At 43.7% G+C, this 22,051-nt stretch carries 15 protein-coding genes and 1 riboswitch; of the genes, 6 read left to right on the forward strand and 9 right to left on the reverse strand.

The window, feature by feature from the left end; all coding sequences use genetic code 11:
• Nucleotides 1–200: 200 nt before the first annotated feature.
• Together scpA and mutA are read right to left on the reverse strand one after the other, a co-directional pair.
• On the reverse strand, nt 201–2,348 hold the full coding sequence (gene scpA / locus AB5443_RS04895) for a methylmalonyl-CoA mutase (protein WP_073344362.1): 2,148 nt from the start codon (nt 2,346–2,348) through the stop codon (nt 201–203).
• Nucleotide 2,349: 1 nt separating this feature from the next.
• Entirely contained in the window at nt 2,350–4,251 is a 1,902-nt protein-coding gene (gene mutA, locus AB5443_RS04900; protein WP_368113283.1) for a methylmalonyl-CoA mutase small subunit, read from the reverse strand.
• A gap of 271 nt (nt 4,252–4,522) precedes the next feature.
• On the opposite strand from mutA, the gene AB5443_RS04905 reads away from it, so the two are divergent.
• A complete protein-coding gene (locus tag AB5443_RS04905) occupies nt 4,523–6,187 on the forward strand; it encodes a putative transporter (protein WP_022139704.1) in 1,665 nt (554 codons plus the stop codon).
• Nucleotides 6,188–6,270: 83 nt separating this feature from the next.
• On the opposite strand, the gene AB5443_RS04910 is transcribed toward AB5443_RS04905, so the two are convergent.
• The 6 genes from AB5443_RS04910 to AB5443_RS04935 form a co-directional block, all read right to left on the reverse strand.
• The gene (locus AB5443_RS04910; protein WP_195407635.1) at nt 6,271–6,906 is read right to left on the reverse strand and encodes an AAA family ATPase; all 636 of its coding nucleotides are present in this window, start codon (nt 6,904–6,906) and stop codon (nt 6,271–6,273) included.
• A gap of 52 nt (nt 6,907–6,958) precedes the next feature.
• Nucleotides 6,959–9,715 carry an outer membrane beta-barrel protein gene (locus AB5443_RS04915; protein WP_368113284.1) on the reverse strand — a complete coding sequence of 919 codons (2,757 nt, stop codon included), beginning with the start codon at nt 9,713–9,715 and terminating at the stop codon, nt 6,959–6,961.
• Nucleotides 9,716–9,984: 269 nt separating this feature from the next.
• Nucleotides 9,985–11,385, reverse strand: coding sequence for a DUF5074 domain-containing protein (locus AB5443_RS04920; RefSeq protein ID WP_368113285.1), 1,401 nt, complete (start codon nt 11,383–11,385; stop codon nt 9,985–9,987).
• A gap of 26 nt (nt 11,386–11,411) precedes the next feature.
• Complete coding sequence (locus tag AB5443_RS04925) at nt 11,412–12,413, reverse strand: PKD domain-containing protein (RefSeq protein ID WP_368113286.1); 1,002 nt, start codon at nt 12,411–12,413, stop codon at nt 11,412–11,414.
• 28 nt (nt 12,414–12,441) lie between these two features.
• Complete coding sequence (locus tag AB5443_RS04930) at nt 12,442–13,590, reverse strand: YncE family protein (protein WP_044656037.1); 1,149 nt, start codon at nt 13,588–13,590, stop codon at nt 12,442–12,444.
• Entirely contained in the window at nt 13,587–15,647 is a 2,061-nt protein-coding gene (locus AB5443_RS04935; protein ID WP_368113287.1) for a TonB-dependent receptor, read from the reverse strand. Before AB5443_RS04935 ends, AB5443_RS04930 begins: the two co-directional genes overlap by 4 nt.
• A gap of 202 nt (nt 15,648–15,849) precedes the next feature.
• A riboswitch (cobalamin riboswitch) is annotated at nt 15,850–16,062 on the reverse strand.
• Nucleotides 16,063–16,189: 127 nt separating this feature from the next.
• On the opposite strand from AB5443_RS04935, the gene AB5443_RS04940 reads away from it, so the two are divergent.
• The 5 genes from AB5443_RS04940 (at nt 16,190) to AB5443_RS04960 (ending at nt 21,270) form a co-directional block, all read left to right on the forward strand.
• Nucleotides 16,190–17,323, forward strand: a complete 1,134-nt coding sequence (locus tag AB5443_RS04940) for an ABC transporter substrate-binding protein (RefSeq protein WP_277134574.1) — start codon at nt 16,190–16,192, stop codon at nt 17,321–17,323.
• Complete coding sequence (locus tag AB5443_RS04945; RefSeq protein ID WP_022139696.1) at nt 17,320–18,336, forward strand: iron ABC transporter permease; 1,017 nt, start codon at nt 17,320–17,322, stop codon at nt 18,334–18,336. The genes AB5443_RS04940 and AB5443_RS04945 overlap by 4 nt, the downstream gene beginning before the upstream one ends.
• Nucleotides 18,333–19,088, forward strand: a complete 756-nt coding sequence (locus AB5443_RS04950; protein ID WP_368113288.1) for an ABC transporter ATP-binding protein — start codon at nt 18,333–18,335, stop codon at nt 19,086–19,088. Before AB5443_RS04945 ends, AB5443_RS04950 begins: the two co-directional genes overlap by 4 nt.
• A gap of 228 nt (nt 19,089–19,316) precedes the next feature.
• A complete protein-coding gene (locus AB5443_RS04955) occupies nt 19,317–20,672 on the forward strand; it encodes an MATE family efflux transporter (protein WP_368113289.1) in 1,356 nt (451 codons plus the stop codon).
• 13 nt (nt 20,673–20,685) lie between these two features.
• Entirely contained in the window at nt 20,686–21,270 is a 585-nt protein-coding gene (locus AB5443_RS04960) for a Crp/Fnr family transcriptional regulator (protein WP_022139693.1), read from the forward strand.
• 3 nt (nt 21,271–21,273) lie between these two features.
• On the opposite strand, the gene AB5443_RS04965 is transcribed toward AB5443_RS04960, so the two are convergent.
• The gene (locus tag AB5443_RS04965) at nt 21,274–22,050 is read right to left on the reverse strand and encodes a hypothetical protein (RefSeq protein WP_307996585.1); all 777 of its coding nucleotides are present in this window, start codon (nt 22,048–22,050) and stop codon (nt 21,274–21,276) included.
• Between the last annotated feature and the right edge of the window lies 1 nt (nt 22,051).

The raw sequence follows: 22,051 nt of genomic DNA on the forward strand, positions 1-22,051 counted from the left end.
GAATTTTACGCGCAAAGGTACGGCCATATAGTTAACAAAGTGATGACAATATTATGAATATTTTTTCAATAAATCAAATTTGAGGTACTTTTTATAAAATCCCCAAAAGGAGATATTTCAATAATAAAATACAAAAAAAGGGTCAGCAACTGACCCTTTTTAAAATCTCATTTTACGGCTTATACAACCTGTTGATTGCTTTATTCTTCGTCCATCAGGATTTCCAAAATCTGACAAGCAGCTTTCGCCACCGGAGTGCCCGGGCCGAAGATAGCGGCTACACCTGCCTTATACAAGAAATCATAATCTTGTGCAGGGATAACACCACCGGCAATCACAACAATGTCTTCACGACCCAGTTTCTTCAACTCTTCAATAATCTGCGGAACCAATGTCTTGTGTCCGGCAGCCAGTGAAGAAACACCTACTACGTGAACGTCGTTTTCTACCGCTTCGCGAGCAGCTTCCGCAGGAGTCTGGAACAAAGGTCCCATATCCACGTCGAAACCACAATCCGCATAACCGGTCGCTACCACTTTAGCACCGCGGTCGTGACCGTCCTGTCCCATTTTGGCAACCATGATACGAGGTTGACGTCCCTCTTTCTTCGCAAACTTCTCAGCCAGTTCACAAGCACGTTTGAAGTCGCTGTCGTTTTTACTTTCTGATGAATACACGCCTGATATAGTTCTAATTATTGCTTTATAACGTCCTACAATCTGTTCGCAAGCAGATGAAATCTCACCCAATGTAGCGCGGACATGAGCCGCTTCCACAGCCAGTTCCAACAAGTTACCCTTGCCGGTCTTCACACATTCGGTAATAGCAGCCAATGCCTTGTCCACCTCTGCCTGATTGCGTCCTTCTTTCAAACGGTTCAGGTTTTCAATCTGTTCAAGACGAACCGCTGTATTATCAATCTCAAGAATGTCAATCGGAGCTTCTTTTTCCAAACGATACTTGTTCACGCCGACAATAGTCTGCTGACCGCTGTCGATACGGGCCTGTGTACGTGCGGCAGCTTCTTCGATACGCATCTTAGGAATACCGGTTTCGATAGCTTTCGCCATACCACCCAGTTTTTCTACTTCCTCGATAAGTTCCCAAGCCTTGTGTGCCAGTTCGTTAGTCAGAGATTCTACATAATAAGAACCACCCCATGGGTCAACGTTCTTGCAAATGTAAGTTTCCTCCTGGATATAAATCTGAGTATTACGTGCAATACGTGCGGAGAAGTCCGTCGGCAGGGCGATAGCCTCATCCAGTGCATTGGTATGCAGGGATTGTGTATGTCCCAAAGCGGCGGCCATTGCTTCGATACAAGTACGTCCCACATTGTTGAACGGGTCTTGTTCGGTCAGTGACCAGCCGGAAGTCTGTGAGTGAGTACGCAATGCCAGTGATTTCGGGTTCTTCGGATTGAATTGTTTCACAATCTTTGCCCACAACATACGTGCGGCACGCATCTTGGCGATTTCCATAAAGTGATTTGTACCGATTGCCCAGAAGAAAGACAGACGCGGAGCAAACGCATCAATATCAATGCCTGCGGCAGTTCCGGCACGAAGATATTCGAGACCGTCAGCCAGTGTGTAAGCCAACTCGATGTCTGCCGTAGCACCTGCTTCCTGCATGTGGTAACCGGAGATAGAGATAGAGTTAAACTTCGGCATCTTCTGTGAAGTATATTCAAAGATGTCGGAAATAATCTTCATTGAGAATGCAGGCGGATAAATATAGGTGTTACGCACCATGAATTCTTTCAGAATATCGTTTTGGATTGTACCTGCCATTTCTTCCAGTTTAGCACCTTGTTCCAGTCCGGCATTGATATAGAATGCCATAATCGGAAGCACCGCACCGTTCATTGTCATAGACACGGACATCTTGTTCAAAGGAATACCGTCGAACAGTACTTTCATGTTTTCCAAGGAACAGATAGATACACCTGCCTTACCTACATCACCCACAACACGTTCGTGGTCGGGGTCATAACCGCGGTGAGTAGCCAGGTCGAATGCTACCGACAGACCTTTCTGACCGGAAGCGAGGTTACGGCGATAGAAAGCATTTGATTCTTCGGCAGTGGAGAATCCGGCATACTGGCGAATAGTCCAGGGACGGAGCGTGTACATTACTGAATACGGGCCACGCAGATAAGGCGGAAGTCCGGCAGCATAGCCGAGGTGTTCCATTCCTTCGAGGTCTTCTTTTGTATAAACAGGCTTCACTTCAATGTGTTCCGGTGTTTTCCAGTCAGCGGAGATACCGTTAGCCTTTTGCCATTCAGCACCGTTGGCAGGCTGAAATGCGGCATATATATCTAAGTTTTTAAAATCTTTTCTCATCTTACTTCAATAGTTTGGCGTTAAACTCTTTCAAGGTATCCAGTACGTTGACACGGACATGGATGAAGTTTTCGATACCTGCTGCCTTCAGTTCGTCCATGCAGGCAGGAGCACCGGCAACGATAAACATGGCACGACCATTCAATGCCTTGAATGCAGGAATTGCATATTCTGCATATTCATCGTCGCTGGAACAGATAACGACAATGTCAGCTTTCGCAGCCATAGCAGCTTCCACTCCGGCTTCCACTGTTTCAAATCCGAGGTTATCAACCACTTCATAGTCGGCACAAGCCAAGAAGTTGCAAGAATATTGTGCACGTGCCTGACGCATTGCCAGGTTACCGATAGTCAACATGAATGCTTTCGGACGTTTACCGGATGCTTCCGTTTCAAGACGGAGTGCTTCAAATTCGCTGGCAGCACGGTCGAATACTAATGTATCCACATCTTTTTCGCAAGTATGAGAATCACCGCCACAGCAGCATTTCGCTTCTGCCGGTTGCTTGTCTCCTGCTTTCTCGTTGAAGTTCGGGAACTGGTTGGTACCCAACAACACTTCACGACGCTGAGCCACCGCTTTATGACGAGCCTTATTACTTTCGTTCACGGCAGCCTGAACGGTTCCCGCTTTCAATGCAGCATAGAAACCACCAGCTTCTTCTACTGACAAGAACAATTCCCAGGCTTGCTTAGCGATAGATACAGTCAAGTTTTCAATATAATATGAACCGGCAGCCGGGTCGATCACTTTATCAAAATGAGACTCTTCTTTCAACAGCAGTTGTTGGTTACGGGCAAGACGTTCGGAGAATTCATCCGGAGTCTCGTATGTCTTGTCAAACGGAGTCACTGTCATAGAATCTACACCACCTAATGCGGCACTCATCGCTTCCGTTTGTGTACGAAGCAAGTTCACGTGTGCATCAAACAAAGTCAGATTGAAAGTAGAAGTTTCGGCATGAACCGCCATTTTAGCTGCGCAACGGCATTCACCGTTAGCACCTTTGTTATCGCAATCGCGCACACATTCAGGGTTGTAGGAAGCTACGATATTCGCCCAAAGCAGGCGTGCGGCACGGAATTTTGCAATTTCAAGGAAGTAGTTGGAACTGATACCGAAGTTGAATTTGATTTTCTTGGCTACGATAGCGGCAGGAACACCGGCCTCGGTCAGTTGGTTCATGTATTCATTACCCCAAGCCAATGCATACCCCAGTTCCTGGGAAATATAAGCACCTGCGTTATTCAGGGATAAAGCGTTTACATTCAATACGCGATAGAAAGGAAGCGGTTGGATAGCTTCAATCAGAGCTTTGGCAGTTTGCACCATATCGCCCTTTTCCTTACCGCGGGTCAGCATCTTGTTGAAGAAATCATAGTTGATGGAACCTTTCAGTTTCTTCACATCATAATCTTTCTTCTGGAAATAAGCTACCAGCAGATTAGCCAGTTCAACAACATGTCCCTGGCAAGTAGAGAAGTTAAGCTCTACACACTCAGCCTGAATATCATTCAACAGAGTCTCAAGATATTCCGCACTGAGTTCTTTCGCCTTCACATGGAAAGAAAGTGAGTCAACACCCTTGTTCAGAATATCCAGTGCTTTCGCATTGGCTTCTTTAGGGCATTCCACCTTGATTTCCTGGCGAACCAGCCACTCATTGTTGTCTTTTTTAGTTCCTCTCAGATAAGGGAATTCTCCGGGAAGTGCATCAGTAGTTTTCAAACCTTCCAAGTCTTCCATCCGGTAGAAAGGTTTCACTTTGAACCCTTCGTTTGTTTTCCAAACGAGCTTCTTCTCAAAATCAGCACCTTTCAAGTCGGCTGTAACCTTCTCCATCCATTGTTCGGTGGAGACAGGAGAAAAGTCTGAGAAGAGTTTTTCTTTTTTGTCTGCCATAGTTTATCTAAAATTAAAACAAGAATTAATATTGTCTTTATTTTTATCTGTCTCTTTCCAAATGTCTGTTGTTCGACTTGCAAATATAATTAATAAGTTCAAACAAAACTTCTTTTTATAGAAAATTCGCACACCTCTCCGTCCTGTATAGAATCCGTATGGAAATTCTTCTTTCGTGCAATTTTTAGTTCTCCTTTTATTTGATTAGCTCCAATGTTATGACTAATTTTGCACCCGTTTTTAAAAAGACATTATAAAAACTACTATAGTTATGGATTGGTTACAAAGTTTATTGTGGGACCCCAGTTCCGTGGCGCATATCGTATTCCTCTACGCATTTGTAGTGGCAACAGGCGTGTACCTCGGCAAGATAAAGATATTCGGAGTATCGCTGGGCGTCACTTTTGTTTTGTTTGCCGGCATCCTGATGGGACATTTCGGCTTCACAGCCGATACACACATCCTACATTTCATCCGTGAGTTCGGATTGATTTTGTTCGTATTCTGTATCGGTCTTCAGGTGGGGCCGTCTTTCTTCTCTTCTTTCAAAAAGGGAGGAATGACATTAAACCTGTTGGCTGTAGGCATCGTAGTGTTAAATATTGCCGTTGCACTGGGGCTTTATTACTTGTGGAACGGTCGCATAGAACTGCCGATGATGGTAGGTATCCTCTACGGAGCTGTGACAAATACTCCGGGACTCGGTGCTGCCAATGAAGCTCTGAACCAGTTGAGCTACAACGGTCCGCAGATTGCGCTGGGTTATGCCTGCGCATATCCGCTCGGTGTAGTGGGTATCATCGGTTCTATCATCGCTATCCGCTATATTTTCCGTGTCAACATGACGAAGGAAGAAGAAAGCCTGAAAACACAGAGCGGAGATGCACATTTAATGCCTCATATGCTTAGTTTGGAAGTACGTAATGAATCTATCAACGGAAAGACACTGCTGGAAGTTAAGGATTTCTTAGGACGCCAGTTTGTTTGCTCCCGCATCCGTCACGAAGGACACGTAAGTATTCCAAATCATGAAACCATTTTTAATGTTGGTGACCAGTTATTCATTGTCTGCTCTGAAGATGATGCTGCAGCCATCACAGTATTTATAGGTAAAGAGGTGAATATAGACTGGGAGAAACAAGACCTTCCGATGGTATCCCGCCGTATCTTGGTTACCAAGCCGGAAATCAACGGAAAGACGCTGGGGTCTATGCACTTCCGCAGTATGTACGGGGTCAACGTAACTCGCGTCAACCGTTCAGGTATGGATTTGTTTGCCGACCCTAATCTCGTATTACAAGTGGGTGACCGCGTGATGGTAGTAGGTCAGCAGGATGCGGTAGAACGTGTTGCAGGAGTATTGGGTAATCAGTTGAAACGCCTAGACACACCGAATATCATCACTATTTTCGTCGGTATTTTCTTAGGTATCCTTTTGGGTAGCCTTCCTATCGCATTCCCCGGTATGCCGACACCATTGAAACTTGGGTTGGCTGGCGGTCCGCTGGTAGTTGCCATCCTTATCGGACGTTTCGGTCATAAACTCCACCTGGTGACTTATACGACAATGAGCGCCAACCTGATGCTTCGTGAAATCGGTATCGTGCTCTTTCTTGCCAGTGTCGGCATAGATGCCGGTGCCAATTTCGTACAAACGGTAGTCGAAGGTGACGGTTTGTTATATGTAGGTTGTGGTTTCCTAATCACAGTCATCCCGTTGCTTATCATCGGGGCGATTGCGAGATTATATTATAAGGTAAACTACTTCACACTCATGGGATTGATAGCCGGTAGCAACACCGACCCGCCTGCGTTGGCTTATTCCAACCAGGTAACTTCAAGCGACGCTCCCGCAGTAGGATATTCTACTGTTTATCCATTATCCATGTTCCTTCGTATTTTAACAGGGCAGATGATATTATTGGCGATGATGTAAATCGAGCTTAGCATATAAACAGTAAAGCCGGCTATATCCTTCAACAGAATATGCCGGCTTTATTTATTTTACTTATGCCCGTTTTATACTATCAACTTCAACTTCTTCACCACAAACTTTTCCACAAACCGTACGGTTTCTTCCACACCCAAAGAAGAGGAATCCACGCACAGATGGTAAGTGGCTGCTGCTCCCCACGTCTTATAACTATAATAATTATAATATTCCGAACGTCTCTTGTCCGCTTTTTCGATAATCTCTTCCGCAGCCTCTTCATTCACCTGATGAATCCGGCAGACCCTTTCAATACGGTCTTCCTTGGAAGCTGAAATAAAGATATTCACGCAACGGGGATGCTCGCGCAAGATATAATCCGCACAACGCCCCACAAACACACAGGACTTCTCTGCCGCCAAACGACGAATCACATCACTCTGCACCTTAAACAAAGCATCATTGCTCAAACAATTCGTGCATGGCATCGCCCCTTCACTGATAAACGGGAAACGCATACCGAACAATCCGCCGATAATACCTTGTGAAGCTTTCTCGTCCGCTTTTTCAAAGAATTCCTTACACAGGCCGCTTTCCTCGGAAGCCAGATTAATCAGTTCCTTATCGTAGAAGTCGATTCCCAAACGAGCTGCCAACTTCTCTCCGATTTCTCTGCCGCCGCTACCCAATTGTCGACCGATGTTAATTACATAATTACCGCTCATAGTACATTTTGTTTTATGGTTTGGTAGCAAACATACGACTTTTTTCTAAAACTCACATCATCAGACGAAAGTTATATTTGAAAGTAACAATGAAATATCCCTTAATCTCCTGCGTACGATATTCATAAAAACCGTCGGAAGTAGCCGTACGCCCGTAACTTTTCCTTTTACCTAAAATATCCGACCAATGGGCTGACAGCTCCGCTTTCTTCTCTTTCAGAAACCGCCAGGTAGCAGTCGCGTTCCACACAATCTCGTCTTCTTCTCCCTTTTGGATATTCGTACCGCTACGCAACATATAAGCGGCATCCGTACGCAACTGCAAACCGAAAGGGAAATCCACATAACCGTCAAAACGGAAATTATAATAACGCGTATAGTTATCATTGTCATTCAGGGAATTGAGCGAATACTGATAATCCCAGGAAGTGGAAAGTTCCAGTCCGCCCCAGGCAGGCTGATAGGATGCCTGCACTTCACAGTTCAGTCCCGTATCACGCGTCGTACTCTTTTCCAGCTGCACACTTCTGTCCTCGTTAATCATACTGACACGGTTGCTATGGTTGCCCGATGTATTCAGCCTCAAAGAAAAATGACCCAGACGCTTCCACCAGTTCACGTTTCCATACGTATTCCAGTTGCCGTTGATATTTATCGGATACGTTTCCCGTCCGCCGGTCTGCACATCATAAAGCACAACTTGCGTCACGCTGTTCTGCTCTGTCTGCCATCCGAAATTTGCCGATATGCCTTTGGAAGGATACTGGTAACTCAAGCGGATATTATGGATAAACATCTGTTTCAAGTCCGGATTTCCACGAGTGATATACAACGGGTTACTATTATCCGTCAACGGCATCAAGTCCGACAAGGAAGGCTGCCGTGTCCTGCCGTCATAACTCAGGTTGACACGCATCTCCTTCTTCCGCCATCCCAGCCAGAGCATAGGCTGATAGTCAATGATATGCATGGCAGTATCCGCATGAAGCTTCCCCACCTTCCGGTCGATGGTACGTTTTTGCGGAGTGACACCCAGTGACGCATTGGCCATCCAGACATCATCCGAATAATTGAACCCTATATTCAAGTCGTGTCCGTTGCTACGGCTGTGGCTCCGGTTGCTCAGGCTATCCACATATCCGGCTTCATAACCGGAAGGCAATTCCCCGAAAGCATCCGGATGAGCCAACGAAGACAACTCGTATGTAGAGCGGTTATCCCGTTCATACTGGGTACTCCAGTTATATGCCGCCCGGAAATGCATCTTTTTACCGACAGGCTGCGTGAAACTCACCCCTACCCTCCATGAGTTATTCCGTCGGGGAGATTTCAAATATTGGTTACGATAAAGTACCGAATCATTACCGAGCTTGTCTTTCAACTTGAAATACGTAGTCTGCGACAGTGAGAAACTCTCTCCATCCCCCCACGAATCCGAGTTCATTATATTCAGCCCCAAAGTAGTTCCTTTCTTATTCAGACGCCGCATAATCCCCATTCCCCAGTTATAGCGGGTTGATTTATTGTCCGAAAACGAACGGTTCTCACTACGGTTCACTTTTATATCTCCGGGGATAGATTCAAAATCATCAAACAACCTTTCATGGTTCACATCGGGCGGGGCATCAAAAGAAGCGCTCCGGCTATTACTTTCACTCTCGTTGGGAGAGAGTCCGAAACTGCCATTAAAATGTATACGTGTGCGTTTATCCACTTCCCAATCTCCCATCAGACTCGAATTCATAGACTTCCCTTTGGAGTTACCCTCATTAGCGGACGCAGAATACTGGTTACCAGTCTTCAAATACTGTTCCTGATACATGGAAGTGATATTTCCGTTCCGGTTGAGATTATAATTCACGTTTCCGTTCAGAGTAAACTTCTTCCCGAATTTGTGCGTCATATTCATTCCGACGGAATTATTGATATTGTCCTTGTATGTACTGTTCTGATAACGGTTGGTAGACCGTGCGATAAAAGAAAGGTTCTGTCCGTCCTTGCTGAAATAGTTCACCTGTCCTTCCAAATCCTTCTTCTTATGATTTCCATATCCTACCGTCGCATTTGTCAGCCAAGTCTTGTTTAATTCCTCTTTCGTTTGCAAGTCGAGCACATATTTCTTTTCTCCCGAACTGATACCTGTAAATTCCTCTTCTTTTGATTTCTTGTCATATACTTTCAGTTTGCTGATTAAATCTGCCGGCAGATTTTCGAGTGCAGTCTTTTTATCTCCCGAAAAGAACGACTCTCCATTCACATTGATTTCACTGATAGGCTGACCATTGTATGTCAGCGACTGGTCTTTCTTGTTATAGACCAGTCCCGGAATACGTTTCACCAAATCTTCCAGATAAGCTCCTTCAGGTGTTTTATAAGCAGAAGCATTGATAACGGTCGTATCCCCTTCCATGACCACTTCTTTCAGTTTCCCGGTCACCACCACTTCGCCAATTTGAAGGTCATCATCCTTCAACACGATAGTGCCCGTATTTATAGAAGCAGAATCTCCCAATGCACGATAGCAAGGCTGCATTCCCATAAACGAAACTCTCAACAGATATTCTTTCTTTTTCTGTGGCTGATAAGTCAAAGTAAAGCGACCATTCTTGTCACTTGCCGTGCCTTTTACAAAAGTAGAGTCCGCCTTTTCCAAGACGACAATACTGGCAGAAGGCAAAGGTTGCTTCTTTTCACTTCCGGTTTCTTGCATTTGAACTCTTCCCCTGACAGTCCTCGCCTGTTGTGCATACATTATTGTATGTACACAAAACAACAGTAAAAATAATCCGCCTAGTCTGCAAGTTTTCATGTCAATAGCAGTATAAGTCTATATTTTAGTTTGGGCCTCAATAATGCATGTAAAATTAAGAAGTTTATTTAGAAAACTTACTACTTTCTTCGTTTTATTAAAACAAATTACATTCCAATCACACAAAGCATAGATACGTACATCTGAAAATCACTTTTGAAAAAAGCAAGACGAAAGTATCATTTCCAAAAAACTGAAGAGTATAAAAAAGCGGCTAAAAGCAAGAATAAACCATTCTTGTTTTTAGCCGCTTTTTTAGTGGTCAATAATTATTTATTTAAACCTACATCCACACGTACTTTTTTCTCAACTCTCTTTCCATTTGAAATAGCAGTTATCTTACACTCTGTACTGCCAATGTGCTCTTTAGCGGTCACAGTCAATATTCCAGCCGCCAAAGAATAATTCACTAGTTTATTTCCAGCAAATTCCACCTGACGAATGATAGAAACAGAAGTATCATCCGCATCAACTATTTTTTCATTCAAATCAATAGCCTTGGTTTCTCCCGGAGACAATAATATCTGATTAATTAAGATTTCCGGTTTGTTAGCATCTTCAAAGAAAGGTACTGCAGGGAACCAGTAATAGCCACTTTCTCCGGAATCTCCCCCACCTTTCACTTCTATTTCTTTTTCCAAAGTTCCACTTGGGCTGATAATATAAACCCAGTTATAACTTTCATATCCACGAGCTACTGTAGCAATTACACAATCTGTAATAGGGTCTACACGAATACCGGCCCCATAAAAAGTCAGTTGGCTATTTTCATGCTTTCCTAAAGTATAAAAAGCCGGATTAAATGCCTGAGTATCTATATCATATTTCACAACTACGGTACTGCTCCAACCACCACTTGACCAATAAAGGGTATTACTTTGAGTACCTGCGCAAAGACTTCCCGCATTCCAAGCAAACCAAGGACTACCTACTTTTACTCCCCCGGGATATTCCATAGTTTCTTCTTCCAATGTAACTGGATTTACTTTTAAGAAGTTATCAGCCGTAGCAATCCATATTGTCCCATCTTTGCTTCTCGTTAAAGTATTAAATGAACCCTCCAATGTTTTTTCAACTTTATTGGTCGTTACATCAATGATATAGACTTTTTTATTTGCCAAAGCAAAAACACGTCCTTCCGCAAAACACATTGCTCCCATCTGGTCGGAAATTCCCTCCACCGGATTTCCCAGTTGCAGATTAGTTATATCAAACTGACGGATACCACCACTGTAACCAATATACCCCAATTTATCATCCACTCCAACGAAAGAACGTCCGTCTCCACCTATATCCGTAAATACCGCTTTCTTCTTCAATGTGTTCGCATCTGCTACAACAAAGCGGTTTCCTTGTTTAGAAAGCAAATAGATATTATCCCCCCATGTTGTTCCAAATTGAGTCGTAACACCTAATGTTTCATCCTCATTAGCTGCCCGATAAGCCCGATACACTACATCGTACCCGTCTCCATTCACTTTAAAATAGTTTACGGTACCATTATCATGTCCGAACCAATCTTCATTAGCCACATAAAACCCCTTTGCCGGAACTACAGCAGACGGCTGTGAATCCTCTATAACTTCAACATATTCCAATTTTTCATCATCATCACAAGCCGTGAAGCCAATGCCAAGCGCAACAAACGCGAATAAAAAATACTTTTTCATTTCTTTCTGTTTTTTATATTAAAAAATTATTGATTTGCTAACACATGAAGGTCCTCAATTTTACCAACCTCGGTAGAAGTCTCTCCCAACCAGCCACAATACTGATTAACACCTGTATATATCTTTATAAAATCAACTCCCGGCAACTTTACGGCCTGTCCTTTTGAATCGACAGCCCAACCAATATCAAATACATCTCCACCTTCCGTATTATCGGCATATCCCCAATCATAAGCATCCAACGTCCAACGTGCATAGGCGTCAGGTCCATTATCAACCCCATTATTAGCCAATAATGTACCTTTGAATACAATCTGGTTATCAGTAATCCATTTCGGGAAATAATCTTGGTCATGGAACGTGTTCTTATACACATGGCCACTTCTATCCTGATTATCAGTCCAAGGGCAATACGTGTCATCCGACAAGTAGTTTTCAAGATCCGGAGTAGGTACGTGGTCTTTTTCATTTCTGAAATAAGTAATCTCATACCCTTTAATTGTAGTATTTTTACCATACTCGCTGCCAGCTAATTCATACCATTCATCAGCGTCCGGTTTACCATCCTGGTTTTTATCATAAGCCACCATTATAATGCCCGGTTCACTACTACCGGTAAATGCATTTCCAACTATCCGGAAATCCTTTTCTCCTTCCACATTCTGAATGGTATGGTCGAAACCAACTATTACATAACCTCCATAAGCTCCTAAAGTAATCATACCTTTCTTTCCGTTTCCGATAGCTTCCAGTACTTTCGCATTCATAGTCTCCTGTGTATCACCTTCCTCGTAGGACGGCATCGTATTGACAAACTGTCCCGGTGCCGGGCGATAGTCAATGACTTGGGTGACATAGGGACTACCATCAAAATTCAATTCAGGATCGGGAGCCGGTTCAGTTCCTCCTTCTTCTTTTCCTCCTTCATTACCATTATTATCCTCGTCAGAACAGGCTGTTAACAAACTTCCACTTAACAAAACAGCTCCAAAGAGAGCAAACATTAAAAATAAACTCTTCTTTTTCATATAAATAAAGTATTAAACATGTTTCTATTCACTTCACCAATCCTTCTGTTACAAAAGCAAAGTGCCCGGGGATATTTCCTCCCTGAGTTTTCCATCTCAACCTTCCTTCCGGTGAAAAGCAGTATACAAAACCAGTCACTACATAATTTTGGGCGTCAGACATCAATATTTCCTTCGTTTCCGGATTGATGGCTAATCCATAGGGAATCATAATTTCCTTATCCGTTCCATCAGTGATAATCCTGTCGGTTATTTCCTTTTTAGTCCGGGTATCCAGAATGCCATATGTCACCCGGTTTCCACCCGAACTCATACTATATGCCACGCTGTAATAATAAAGTGAGTCTCCACTCATACACATTCCTCCTACGGGAATATCCAAGCATTGTTTCACTTCATCAGTCCGGCTATCTATCACATACAGGTTAGGAGAAGTATTTTTATAATCTCCCCGCGAACTGACATAAATATCACCACGTTTGTCAATAGCCATCCGGTACAGGTTGATAGCGACATCTATTTTCTTTTTCTCTACAAATGTCTCCAAATCCACAACAGACACCGTACGGTCATAATTCGGTGCCCGATATCCTCCTGAGTTAGCCACATATAATTTACCTTCATGCACTATCATTTCTTCCGGCTGATAACCTACCGTAACCTTCCTCGTCAGTTTCAAAGTGACCGTATCAATTTCAGCCACCAATCCTTTCTCCGCATTCGGGTCAATCTGGACAGGTCCTGCATATGAACTCACATAAGCTTTTCCATCGTGGAAAGCCAGATAACGGCAATTAGGTATTTCTATTTCCTTGAGTTTCCGTGCAGTACGCACATCAAAGACAACCACCAAATTGGACACATTTATAATCGCATATACCTTCTGCCCATATACCTGAATATCATTTCCCACATCACCCAACTCTTTTACAATGTCAGGATTCCGTTCCGAAAAAATATCCCGGGTATAGTAACCCGTAGTATAATCAAAGTAGTCGAGCGAAGCACCATTCGTTCCCATATTTCCCTCATTCAGTTGGTAGAACCCTTTAATACGCGTACCTACCAATGGTAGCGTCACTTGCACACTACCCGAAAGGAATATTTGCTCATCTTCCCTACATGCCGAAAAGAATAAAAGAAACAGTAGCAGGGGGATTAAATATAATTTTCTCATAAACTCAAACTTATTACAAACCGGAAATTTCGTCCGGGCATCGGATAATTAAGTACTACATCATAATATTGATTGAATGCATTATTCATCTCCACAGAGGCTTTCAACAAATAGCGGTCACAGAACCGGAATTCTTTTTGCAGAGAGAAGTCATGCGTATACCAAGGTTCTACGTAATTGCGAGGAATGTTATTTACAGAACCGTTATAGCGTTCACCTACATAGATAAAACTGTAATTCAATGTCCAGGTATCATATTCCGCACCGGCAATCACCGAACCGCTATGCCAGGGTGTATAAGGAATCTGGTTGCTATATGAAGACAGTTTCTTACCGTTTATTTTCGTAAAGTCCTGTGCTTTCGTAAAAGAGTAGGTAAGATTCGTATGCAGTTTGACCGGTCCGGCATGTCCCGACACAGCAGCCGAAACATCTACACCTTTACTTTCCACTTTTCCCATATTCGTCATCATCCAACGAAAACTGCTACCGGTAGGAGCAGCTATAATTTTATCAGTAATTGCGGCATAATAAGCATCAGCTTGCACAGAAACCTGGTCAATCCATCCTGATTTGAACGCCTTCTGATAACTTCCTCCAATATTGAACTGATCTGTAAACTCCGGTTTTAATTGGCTAAATCCGATTTGCGCATAATAAAGGTCATTGAAAGTAGGCAAACGGAAAATTCGTTTATAAAACGCACGCAGGTTGAGGTCATGATTACCAAAAGGCTTATAGCCGATGATGAGTGCCGGAGAAAACTCCGACTTGTCCGGTGCTTTTACGTTATTCCTCACCTTCTCTATTACGAATGTCCCCAACACATCAGCTTGCAGTTTCCACTTTCCCAAATTCAAGGCCGTAGCAAATGCTGCCCAAGTGGTATATCGCTGTGGAAAAGTAAAAGGAGTCCCTACTCCACGCATTACAGCATTCAGTTTATTATATTGGAAATCAACAGAAAGGGAGATATCCCACACAGGAAGGATGCTATACATGTTCACCATAGATATATACCAGTCCTGCTGATAATAAGTATTGTCGAACTGCATCTTTTTAGTCACATTTTCCTGCAAAAACCGAACCGTATCCCTCGAAAGATAATGCGTGTAATCATAGGCAAACTTTCCGTTCAACTGTATTTTATACCCGGGAGTTATGTCTTTCACAAAGGTGGCTTGGGCAAAGAAGTTCTTATCTCCCTGCCTCTCCCCATTCTGCCATACATTCTTTACGATAGCTCCGGGCAGCCCCCGGTCCGAATTATAATAGTACAACTTGGCCTGCCAATAGCCGTTATGCACCGTCCCATATACACCCGCCTCCATACGATAAGCCTCTATGTCGCTATTCCAGCGGGTAGCAGTCGTGTCATAAGCCACTTCTCCTGTCTGGTTCAGACGTCTGTAACGGAACTTATACTGTCCGTCGGATTTCATATATTCTCCACTCAGACTAAGACTTAACTTATCATTCAGTTTTTGCTCCAAACGTATGGAAGGATTGATTAACTGAATACTCCCCGCCTTGTATCTCACCAGCAAGTTCGTTTTCTTCCCTCCCTCAAATCTGGATTTCCTTGTTTTCAGATACACCGCCGAAGCAGAAGCGAAGTCTTTTGCAGACTGGAAGATTTCACTTTTCTGCCCATTATACAAAGATAGTTCTTCCAAATCATCCAAAGAGAAACGCCCCAAGTCGACCACCCCGTTTTGTGCATTTCCTATCTGGATACCATCATAGAAAACTCCGACATGATGCGAACCCATATTACGCACGTCCACCGTTTTCAGTCCACCCATTCCACCATAATCCTTAATCTGCACACCGGAAAAATAACGTAACGCATCGGCTACATTATGTGTGTTCAACCGTTCCAACTGCAACCCATTGAGTCTTTGGGCGGGAATCACTTCTTTATATGGCTTTGCCGTAATCACAACCTCATTCAAGTGCTGCAAACTATCCAGCCGGCTTTGTGCCACCACCAATGAAGGAAGCCCCAGGCAACCTGCCACTACACATGCCATTTTCCAAACTACTTGTCTTATCATTCCGTCCGTTTATTTTTCGACAACAATAAACTTCCCGGGGAAAGGCCATCCAAAGATAGAAAAGGGCAGTCTGCTCCCATTCAACAGAGCATAGATCGGTATTCTGCACAAGCAGACACCACGCATGTCGCACGTCTTTACAACAGCTACTACAATGTGATTGAATTAAAAACTGCACTCTTCAAACTCTAATCCCGGAAAGTTTCAAGAATTCAACTTTGGCAGGTCTTCTGACTTACTCCATTTTCCTAACGCCCTTCCCATTCCTCCAAAGCGGAACAGTGGATTTGAGTATTGTAGGAAAACTTTTGGCGGAGCTTACAGCAGCGGGTCTGTTCAGGATTTACACCTGATTCCCTTTTCACCACTCTTTCCGTAGAATCGGAAAAGTGACACCAAAATTTCTGGGGACAAAGATACACAAATAGAAACAAATCAGAAGAAAAATCCAACTAAAATAAAAACAAACTAATAATTAAGTCCTATCTTTGCCATTCGAAAGGATCCACTATTATTTTTTTCTAATTAAAATTCTTATAAAAGTGAAATCTCCTATTTTGACTGTCGCGCTACTTTGCCTTCTCTTTTTGGCAAGCTGCATCACCCGTAATAAGACATCCATTGAAACATTCAATCAGGATGTATATATCCCTGAATATGCTTCGGGATTTAAGATTCTAGGCGCAGAAAATTCCGCCAGCACCCTTATACAGATAACGAATCCATGGCAAGGAGCAAAAGACGTCACAATGTCCTATTTCGTTTCACGCAACGGCGAGCAGGCGCCTGCCGGATTCAATGGGCCCGCCATTCCTGCCGGAGCGAAACAAATCATATGTATGTCCTCTTCTTATATTGCCATGCTCGATGAACTGGGAGAAATCAACAGGATTGCCGGAGTGTCAGGAATCGATTATATTGCAAACCCTTATATTCTCGCTCATAAAGATTCAATCAAGGACATAGGGCCGGAAATGAACTACGAGCTGCTGATAGGGCTAAAGCCTGATGTAGTATTATTATATGGTATAGGTGATGCCCAAACCGCTGTAACGGATAAACTAAAAGAACTCTCCATACCTTATCTATATATGGGAGAATACCTGGAAGAATCACCGCTCGGCAAAGCCGAATGGATGGTCGTCCTTTCGGAACTGACAGATAATCGGAAGAAAGGTATAGAAATATTCCGGGAAATCCCTGAACGCTATTACGCATTGAAAGCGCTTACCGACTCAGTCAAACAACGCCCTACTGTCATGTTCAATACTCCGTGGAACGACAGTTGGGTAATGCCTTCCACCCAAAGCTACATGGCACGGCTGATTGCCGACGCGGGGGCTGATTATATTTATAAAGAAAACAATTCAAACAGCTCCACTCCTATCGGACTGGAAACGGCTTACGGACTGATACAAAAAGCAGACTATTGGATTAATGTAGGTTCAGTAAACACATTAGATGAGCTGAAATCCGTCAATCCCAAATTCGCAGACGCAAAAGCAGTACATGAAAAGAGGGTCTATAATAACAACTTACGGTCGACGCCCGCAGGTGGTAATGATTACTGGGAATCGGCAGTGGTACGTCCTGACGTCGTACTGCGCGACCTGATTCATATCTTCCACCCGGAACTTGTATCCGATTCACTTTATTATTACAGACACCTGCAATGAAACAGCCCCGTAAACGTACCCCCCTTTTATTTATTGCATTAGGCATCGTTGCCGTGCTATTATTACTGGTAGACATGGCAACAGGGGATACCTATATTCCGGTTTCAAAGGTATGGGCGGTACTCACCGGCGGCGAATGTGACGAAATGACGCGTAATATCCTCCTATCCATTCGGTTCATACGGGTAGTAGTAGCGGCATTAATAGGCGTGGCACTCTCCGTAAGCGGACTACAAATGCAAACGGTTTTTCAGAATCCATTGGCAGACCCTTATCTACTGGGAGTCAGTTCCGGCGCAGGATTAGGGGTAGCTCTGTTTATACTGGGTGCTCCGCTACTTGGATGGTCAGATTTTCCGCTGCTTCAATCATTGGGTATTGTCGGCTCGGGATGGATAGGAACGGCTGTCATTTTATTGGGGGTAGCCATCATCAGCCGGAAAGTGAAAAATATTCTCGGTGTACTGATTATGGGAGTTATGATAGGTTATGTGGCAGGTGCCATTATCCAAATCCTGCAATATCTAAGTTCTGCCGAACAACTGAAAATGTTCACACTTTGGTCGATGGGTTCGCTCGGTCATATCACAGCTACACAACTGGGAATCATGATTCCCATGCTATGCATAGGTCTGCTGATTTCCGTAGCCTGCATCAAACCACTGAATCTGCTGCTACTCGGCGAGAACTACGCACGGACAATGGGAATGAACATCAAGCGTTCACGCACTTTTATCTTTATTTCTACCGCACTGCTGACAGGAACAGTCACTGCTTTCTGTGGTCCGGTAGGATTTATCGGTCTGGCAGTTCCGCACGTCACACGATTGCTGTTCAACAACGCCGACCACCGGATACTCGTTCCCGGTACTATGCTGACGGGGCTTATCAGTATGCTTATCTGTGACATCATCGCCAAGAAGTTCCTGCTCCCGGTCAACTGTATCACCGCCTTATTGGGGGTTCCGGTTATTTTATGGGTAATAGTTAAAAACTTGCGTATATTCAAATGATCGAGCTTAAAGAACTGACACTGGGATACGGACAGCGCACGCTGTTGAAAACGGTAAACGCCCGAATCGCAGGCGGGCAACTCGTTGCCTTGCTGGGACGTAACGGAACAGGAAAAAGTACCTTACTGCGTGCCATGATGGGACTGGAACATCCACAGTCGGGAGAAATCATCCTGCAAGGTAAGAAGATAGCTTCGCTGAAACCGGAAAAGCTTGCCCGCAGCATCAGCTTTGTAACGACGGACAAAGTACGCATCGCCAATCTCCGTTGTAAGGATGTAGTGGCTATGGGACGTGCCCCTTACACGAACTGGCTCGGTCAGCTACAACCGGAAGACGAGAAACGCGTGGATGATGCCATGCGACTGGTTGGAATGTCCGGCTATGCGGAAAAAACAATGGATAAGATGTCCGATGGTGAATGTCAACGAATCATGATTGCCCGTGCCCTTGCACAAGACACGCCCGTCATTCTGCTCGACGAACCGACTGCTTTTCTCGACCTCCCCAACCGTTACGAGCTCTGCCTGCTCCTGAAAAGACTGGCGCAGGAAGAAGGCAAATGTATCTTGTTCTCCACACACGACCTCGACATCGCCCTGTCACTCTGCAATTCCATCATGCTGATAGACAATCCGCATATGTACACCCTTCCCACCCCGGAAATGGTAGGCAGCGGACATATCGAAAGGTTGTTTCGGAATGAGTCGGTGACATTCGACGCGCAGGAGATGAGGGTGCGTATCAAATAAGTACAATTCCTTTTATCTATATTTGCACCTAAGTGTACAATCCAAATCGGAGTATTTAATGTCCAACAAATAATAAATGTACATTTTTGGACAAAAGGATACAGTTTAAATTTCTCTCCGGATAAACCAAAATAAACGTGATGGATAAAAATTACCAAATGGTAATTTTTATCTCCTTTCATACTTTTACCTTTGCAACCGTTTTCTAAGATTTTAAAGATTAAAGGTATGAAAGATAGTATTGATTTCAGCAGCATGGAGATTTCCACATTGTTCCGTAAGCTATTAATTCCTACGGTACTAGGAATGGTTTTCTCGGCTATATTCGTTATTACGGACGGTATATTTGTCGGAAAAGGGATTGGAAGTGATGCATTGGCAGCCGTTAACATCACGGCTCCGCTTTTTATGATTACCGCCGGCATCGGCCTGATGTTCGGAGTCGGTTCTTCGGTAGTCGCTTCCATTCATTTATCACAGGGAAAACGCAGAGTGGCAAGTATTAATATTACTCAAGCGCTTGTGTTTTCCACTCTTCTTATACTTATTATGTCCGCCTTGTGTTTTTATTATATAGAGCCATTGGCCAAATTATTAGGAAGTTCGGACAGATTATTGCCCTTGGCGGTTGAGTATATGGCATGGTATCTCCCTTTTCTTGTATTCTATGAGATATTAAATATAGGCATGTTCTGTATTCGCCTGGATGGTTCGCCCACTTATGCGATGATGTGCAATGCTATTGCGGCCATACTCAATATTATCCTAGACTATATATTCATTTTTGAATTTGGCTGGGGAATAATGGGAGCAGCGTTCGCTACCAGTTTGGGAACTGTCGTAGGCGGATTGATGACACTGATTTATCTCCTCAAATTCTCCCGTTCCCTTCATCTGTGCCGGATTAAGTTAAGTATCAAAAGTATGATGCTGACTCTTCGCAATGTCGGTTATATGATAAAGTTGGGAAGTTCCGCCTTTATCAGCGAAGCATCCATCGCCTGTATGATGTTTTTGGGAAATTATGTTTTCATCCATTATCTCGGTGAAGACGGAGTAGCTGCATTCAGTATTGCCTGCTACTTCTTCCCGATTATCTTCATGGTTTACAATGCCATTGCGCAATCCGCACAACCGATTATCAGCTATAATTTCGGAGCCGGACAGCCCGACCGTGTCAGGAAAGCCCTGCATCTCGCCATTCGGACGGCATTGATTTGTGGAATCAGCTTTTTCATTATCACCGTCCTATGCCGGCAGAATATCGTTTCGTTGTTTATCGACCGGAACTATGCGGCATTCGACATAGCCGTGAATGGTATCCCTTATTTTGGTATCGGATTTATATTCTTTGCTTTCAACATGATAGGAATCGGTTATTATCAAAGCGTCGAACGGGGGCAGAGAGCTATGATTATCACTCTCCTTCGAGGGGTGGTATTTATGCTGATCGGTTTTCTTGTGCTTCCTAAAATACTAGGAGTGCCGGGTATATGGCTAGCCGTACCGTTTGCAGAATTGTTAACAATGCTCTATATCATCGGAATTTATTTCAAAGATCGCTTAATCGTCCGCCGACGATGAGTATCTTTGCAACATGAAGGCATTCATTGAAAAACTTTGTAATAAGTATAAGGTGTCAGAAACGGATATACAGGCTTTATTGGACTGTATGGAAGAAGTACATTTCAAAAAGAAATCATTGATTGTACGCGAAGGAGCAAAGAATAGTAACCTTTATTTTATCATAGAAGGCATTTGGCGGGCATACTACCATAAAGACGGAGTGGATTCAACGATTTGGTTTGCGTCCGAGGGAGAAGCCGCTTTCTCCGTTTGGGGATATGTGGAAAATGGTTACTCATTAATAAATATTGAAGCGATGTGTGACAGCGTAGCTTATTGCATTTCCCGTACAGCCCTGAATCATTTGTTCGCTTCTTCCATCGGACTTGCTAACCTGGGAATTAGTCTTATGAATCACCAGATGCTCTTACAAGAAAATTGGCTTATCAGTTCGGGAAGCCCGCGAGCCAAAGAGCGTTATCTTACTCTTATCAAGGATACACCGGAATTACTGCAATATGTCCCACTGAAACATATCGCGTCTTACTTGTGGATAACGCCACAATCACTAAGCAGGATTCGGGCGGAAATAGCCAATACACATACGGAAGAATAGGGATTATTCATGTGAACACTTGGAAAGGATTTTGTCCAAACTTTCATCGACTACTCCCAGCATCTGAAGCTTGGATAACAAACGGTAATACGAAGTTTTTCCGACGCCTTCTATGCCTAATATACTTTTCCATCCCCCTAATGATACGATTTCAAACAGCTCCTTTACCGTCCGTATCTCATTGTTCTGCAACACATTTGCCAACCGGGTATCGGCAACTTTCCGGAGTGACAGATTAAGTATCTTTTCATCCTGCTCCAGATTTACCTTCTTCCTGTCCTCGGCCAAAGACAGGAAACGGGCATCCATGGAACGTTTCCGATAAGTAGCCAACATGTCCTTCCGTAGTTTCAAGCCTTTAAGATGAGAATTATAAATCTGTAATGCACGGTCGTAGGTGATTCGATGTCGGCAGGCAACTTTCGCTATGGGTTCTCCTATGGAAATGGAATAGAAAATATCACGACCTTCGGGATGAATTATCAATTGAGCCAGTTCGCGGATAATGATTGTATATAAAGGCTTACATGTCTTTTGGGTTCTCAAGACATAAAGCAAATCATCATATCTGGAAATGATAAAGTCACGTTCCAACTTCTTTTCTTCTACGATTCTTGATAAATAATCTGCTTCCAAACCAAGTCTCTTGTGGGTTTCCAGATAAGCAAGAAGGCTATCTTCATCCAGAAATAGCTGTTCCTCTATTCGTGAACTTGTAATATAACCAAGATTCGCCCAATTCCTGAGAATGGGTTCATTAATGCCGTGCTTTTCGGACATT

The organism is Bacteroides sp. RTP21281st1_H5_RTP21281_210402 (assembly GCF_040918965.1).
GTDB lineage: Bacteria > Bacteroidota > Bacteroidia > Bacteroidales > Bacteroidaceae > Bacteroides > Bacteroides congonensis.

Excerpts from the sequence above, each read along its gene's own strand:
- scpA (WP_073344362.1), bottom strand. The coding sequence starts at position 2,348 with ATGAGAAAAGATTTTAAAAACTTAGATATATATGCCGCATTTCAGCCT.
- mutA (WP_368113283.1), bottom strand. The coding sequence starts at position 4,251 with ATGGCAGACAAAAAAGAAAAACTCTTCTCAGACTTTTCTCCTGTCTCC.
- AB5443_RS04905 (WP_022139704.1), top strand. The coding sequence starts at position 4,523 with ATGGATTGGTTACAAAGTTTATTGTGGGACCCCAGTTCCGTGGCGCAT.
- AB5443_RS04910 (WP_195407635.1), bottom strand. The coding sequence starts at position 6,906 with ATGAGCGGTAATTATGTAATTAACATCGGTCGACAATTGGGTAGCGGC.
- AB5443_RS04915 (WP_368113284.1), bottom strand. The coding sequence starts at position 9,715 with ATGAAAACTTGCAGACTAGGCGGATTATTTTTACTGTTGTTTTGTGTA.
- AB5443_RS04920 (WP_368113285.1), bottom strand. The coding sequence starts at position 11,385 with ATGAAAAAGTATTTTTTATTCGCGTTTGTTGCGCTTGGCATTGGCTTC.
- AB5443_RS04925 (WP_368113286.1), bottom strand. The coding sequence starts at position 12,413 with ATGAAAAAGAAGAGTTTATTTTTAATGTTTGCTCTCTTTGGAGCTGTT.
- AB5443_RS04930 (WP_044656037.1), bottom strand. The coding sequence starts at position 13,590 with ATGAGAAAATTATATTTAATCCCCCTGCTACTGTTTCTTTTATTCTTT.
- AB5443_RS04935 (WP_368113287.1), bottom strand. The coding sequence starts at position 15,647 with ATGATAAGACAAGTAGTTTGGAAAATGGCATGTGTAGTGGCAGGTTGC.
- AB5443_RS04945 (WP_022139696.1), top strand. The coding sequence starts at position 17,320 with ATGAAACAGCCCCGTAAACGTACCCCCCTTTTATTTATTGCATTAGGC.
- AB5443_RS04950 (WP_368113288.1), top strand. The coding sequence starts at position 18,333 with ATGATCGAGCTTAAAGAACTGACACTGGGATACGGACAGCGCACGCTG.
- AB5443_RS04955 (WP_368113289.1), top strand. The coding sequence starts at position 19,317 with ATGAAAGATAGTATTGATTTCAGCAGCATGGAGATTTCCACATTGTTC.
- AB5443_RS04960 (WP_022139693.1), top strand. The coding sequence starts at position 20,686 with ATGAAGGCATTCATTGAAAAACTTTGTAATAAGTATAAGGTGTCAGAA.
- AB5443_RS04965 (WP_307996585.1), bottom strand. The coding sequence starts at position 22,050 with ATGTCCGAAAAGCACGGCATTAATGAACCCATTCTCAGGAATTGGGCG.